We start from the raw sequence: 3,227 nt of genomic DNA on the forward strand, positions 1-3,227 counted from the left end.
GCCGAGGGCCATGCGCTGCGCGCGGCCATCGCGCACTCGATGGGCGGCAATGCGCTGGCCTACGCGGCGGCGCGCGGACTGCCGGCCGACCGGCTGGTGCTGCTGGCACCGCCCGCCTCGCCGCGCGAATACACGCGCTACTTCGCCCACGTGTTCGGCCTGCGCGAGCGCACGCGCGCAGCGATGCAGCGGCGCATCGAATCGCGCGAGGGCATCTTGATGCCGCAGTTCGAGCCGCCCGCCGTGGGCCCGCGCATCGCGCGGCCGACCCTGATCGTGCACGACCGCGACGACCGCGTGAACCGCTTCGCCGACAGCGAGGCCTACCGCGATGCGATCCCGGGCGCGCGGCTCTTCGCCACGCAGGGGCTGGGGCACCGCCGCATCCTCAAGGAGGCCGAGGTGATCGAGCGCGTGCTGGGCTTCGTCGCAGGCTAGCTACCAAGCGGGGTGCACCGGCACGAACACCGGCCGGAACAGGTGCCGCCGCACGATCTGCCCATAGCCGCGGTAGTAGAAGTGGCCGTTGGCCGCCAGCACCGCCGCGCGGTGGCGCCGGAAGTACACCGGGATCTCGTACCAGGGCATGGTCGGCGCGCGGTGGTGCACGTGGTGCAGGTTGTTGAAGAGGTAGAGCAGGCCGAACACCGCGTTCGATTCGACGATCGCCACGCGCTCGTGCGGCGTGTCGGCCCAGCGGTGCTCGGTGAAGGTGCGCAGCGAGCCCAGCATCATCCCCGGGTAGACGAAGCACAGCAGGTACTCGCCCAGGCTCATGCCGGCCACGCCGATCACGAAGTACAGCACCGGCGCCACGCTCAGCGCATGCCAGCCCCAGGTCGGCAAGCGCGAGAAGTCGCCGGCCGCGACCCGGCCGGTCTCGAAGCGCACCAGCTTCCACAGCCGCAGGAAGGGCCCCAGCACGACGCGGAAGGCCACCGTCTGGTTCGCCAGGTAGATCCAGCGCCAGAAGCGCCCGTAGCCGGCCCAGGCCGGTGCCGAGTGGTAGGCGCTCTCGGTGTCGCGCTCGGGATGCGTGAGATGGAAGTTGACGTGGTGCGCGCTGTGGCCGCGGTTGTAGAACGGGTACGGCAGCCACAGGTTGAGCGGCGGCCACACCACGGCCCAGCGCAGCCACTGCGGCAACTGGCGCATCGCGTGGATGCTCTCGTGCTGTAGCGAGAAGTGCAGCTGCGCGAGGTAGCCGCCGGCCGCGAACAGCGCCCAGCCCGGCAGCGCCGCATGCCACCAGACCAGCGCGGCCCAGGCCAGGTAGAGCGCGCCCGCGAGCAGCAGGGTGGGCACCTCATAGTGCCACCACCAGTGGCGGCGGCCGCGCGCGGGGAGCGCCGCAACGGCGGGCGCGATGGCCGCGGGTTGCAGCGGCTGGGTGGAGGTGCGGGCGGCGGTGTTCATGAGGAGGCGGTCCGGCCTGCGATGCTAGGAAGCCTCGGCCGCGCCGCATGCGCCCATTCCGCATAAGCAAGGGTGCGAAACTTCGTTCGCGCCGCCGCCCCCGCGCCCTAGGCTCGCTGGCTTTTTGCGTCGTCCCATGAACACCCTCCCCTCGCGCGGCCTCGCCGCCTTGCTGCTCGCCCTGTCGACCGTGCTGCCGGCCCGGGCCGCCGCGCCCGACGACTATCCGCAGCGCACCGTGCGCGTGGTCGTGCCCTACCCCGCGGGCGGCATCGCCGACAAGATCGGCCGCGAGGTCGCCGAGCAGCTGCAGCAGCGCCTGAAGCAGCCCGTGGTGGTCGAGAACCGCAGCGGCGCGGCCGGCAACATCGGCTTCGACTACGTGGCGCGCCAGCCGGCCGATGGCTACACGCTGCTGCTCGCGCCGGCCTCCAACCTCACGGTGCAGCCCGCGCTGTTCAAACAGCTGAGCTACGACCTCGCGCGCGACTTCACGCCGGTGTCGCTGCTGGTGCAGACGCCGCAGCTGCTGCTGGTCAATCCCAAGGTGCCGGTCAACAGCCCGCGCGAGCTCATCGACTACTCGAAGAAGAACCCCGGCAAGGTCAACTACGGCATCAGCGTGGGCGCCTATTCGCACCTCGCGGGCGAGCTGCTCAAGTCCCAGACCGGCGCCGACTTCACGCCCATCCCCTACCAGGGCAGCGCGCCCGCCATCAACGACCTGCTCGCGGGCCAGACCCAGTTCATCTTCAACGAGGTCGTGACCGCGATCCCCTTCGTCAAGGCCGGCACGCTCAAGCCGCTGGCCGTGGCCTACCGCAGCCGCGCGCCCTGGCTGCCCGAGGTGCCCACCGCCGCCGAGGCCGGCCTCGGCGACTTCGAGGTCACCTCGTGGTACGGCGTGGTGGTGCGCAGCGGCACGCCCGCGCCGCTGGTGCAGCGGCTGTCGCGCGAGCTGCGCGAGATCGTGCAGTCGGCCGACTTCCGCAAGCGCTACGACGACATCGGCGCTTTCACCGTCGGCAGCTCGCCCGAGGAGTTCGCCCGCTTCATCCAGACCGAGACCGTCAAGTGGACCGCGGTGGTGAGGCAGGCCGGCATCCAGCCGAACTGAGCATGAGCACGCACCACCGCCCCACCCTCGATGCCGCGGCGCTGCATGCGCTGCCGCTGGCCGCCGACGGCCCCGAGCTCGCGCTGCTCGACGTGCGCGAGACCCGCCACTACGTCGCGCGGCATCCGAACCTCGCGCGCAACGTGCCGCTGAGCGGCCTCGAGCCGCAGATCGCCACGCTGGTGCCGCGCCGTTCCACGGCGATCGTGCTCTACGACGGCCGCGCCGCGCCCGATGGCCCCGCGCACGAGGCCGCGGCCGTGCTCGAGCGCCTGGGCTACACCGATGTGCGCCTGCTGGCCGGCGGCATCGAGGCCTGGGCCGCGCAAGGGTTGCCGGTCATCGACGGCTACGGCACGCTGGTCAAGGCCTTCGGCGACCGCGCGCGGCTGCACTTCGGCACGCCCTCGGTCGGCGTCGAGGCGCTGCGCGCGCGGCTGCGCGATGGCCGGCCCACCACGCTGGTCGATGCACGGCCGCGCGCCGAATTCGAATTCCTCTCGCTGCCGGGCGCGCGCAATCATCCCGGCACCGAGCTCGCATTGCGGCGCTTCGATGCGCCCGCCGATGCCGACCACCTCTGGGCCATCAACTGCTTCAGCCGCACGCGCGGCATCGTCGGCGCCACCACCCTGCGGCTGCTGGGCCGCGCGCGCGACGCGGTGTTCGTCGAGGACGGCGTGATGGACTGGGG

The 3,227-nt window shown here is 72.0% G+C and carries 4 protein-coding genes; 3 read left to right on the plus strand and 1 reads right to left on the minus strand.

All coding sequences use genetic code 11. The features are described from left to right. Positions 1-438 (plus strand): alpha/beta fold hydrolase (locus AC27VN_RS36835; protein ID WP_490879839.1); only part of this gene is annotated, 438 nt, incomplete at its 5' end. Here the strand turns inward: AC27VN_RS36835 and AC27VN_RS36840 are convergent. After that, positions 439-1,416: a fatty acid desaturase gene (locus AC27VN_RS36840; protein ID WP_431510896.1), complete on the minus strand. Its 978-nt coding sequence runs from the start codon at positions 1,414-1,416 to the stop codon at positions 439-441. A gap of 136 nt (positions 1,417-1,552) precedes the next feature. Here AC27VN_RS36840 and AC27VN_RS36845 point away from each other — a divergent pair, with 136 nt between their 5' ends. After that, positions 1,553-2,533 carry a Bug family tripartite tricarboxylate transporter substrate binding protein gene (locus AC27VN_RS36845; protein WP_490879840.1) on the plus strand — a complete coding sequence of 327 codons (981 nt, stop codon included), beginning with the start codon at positions 1,553-1,555 and terminating at the stop codon, positions 2,531-2,533. 2 nt (positions 2,534-2,535) lie between these two features. Beyond that, the coding region (locus AC27VN_RS36850) for a rhodanese-like domain-containing protein (protein ID WP_490879841.1) at positions 2,536-3,227 on the plus strand (692 nt) is incomplete at its 3' end.

The sequence above is a fragment of the Variovorax sp. 20P10.2.4 genome (genome assembly GCF_058244205.1).

Excerpts from the sequence above, each read along its gene's own strand:
- AC27VN_RS36840 (WP_431510896.1), bottom strand. The coding sequence starts at position 1,416 with ATGAACACCGCCGCCCGCACCTCCACCCAGCCGCTGCAACCCGCGGCC.
- AC27VN_RS36845 (WP_490879840.1), top strand. The coding sequence starts at position 1,553 with ATGAACACCCTCCCCTCGCGCGGCCTCGCCGCCTTGCTGCTCGCCCTG.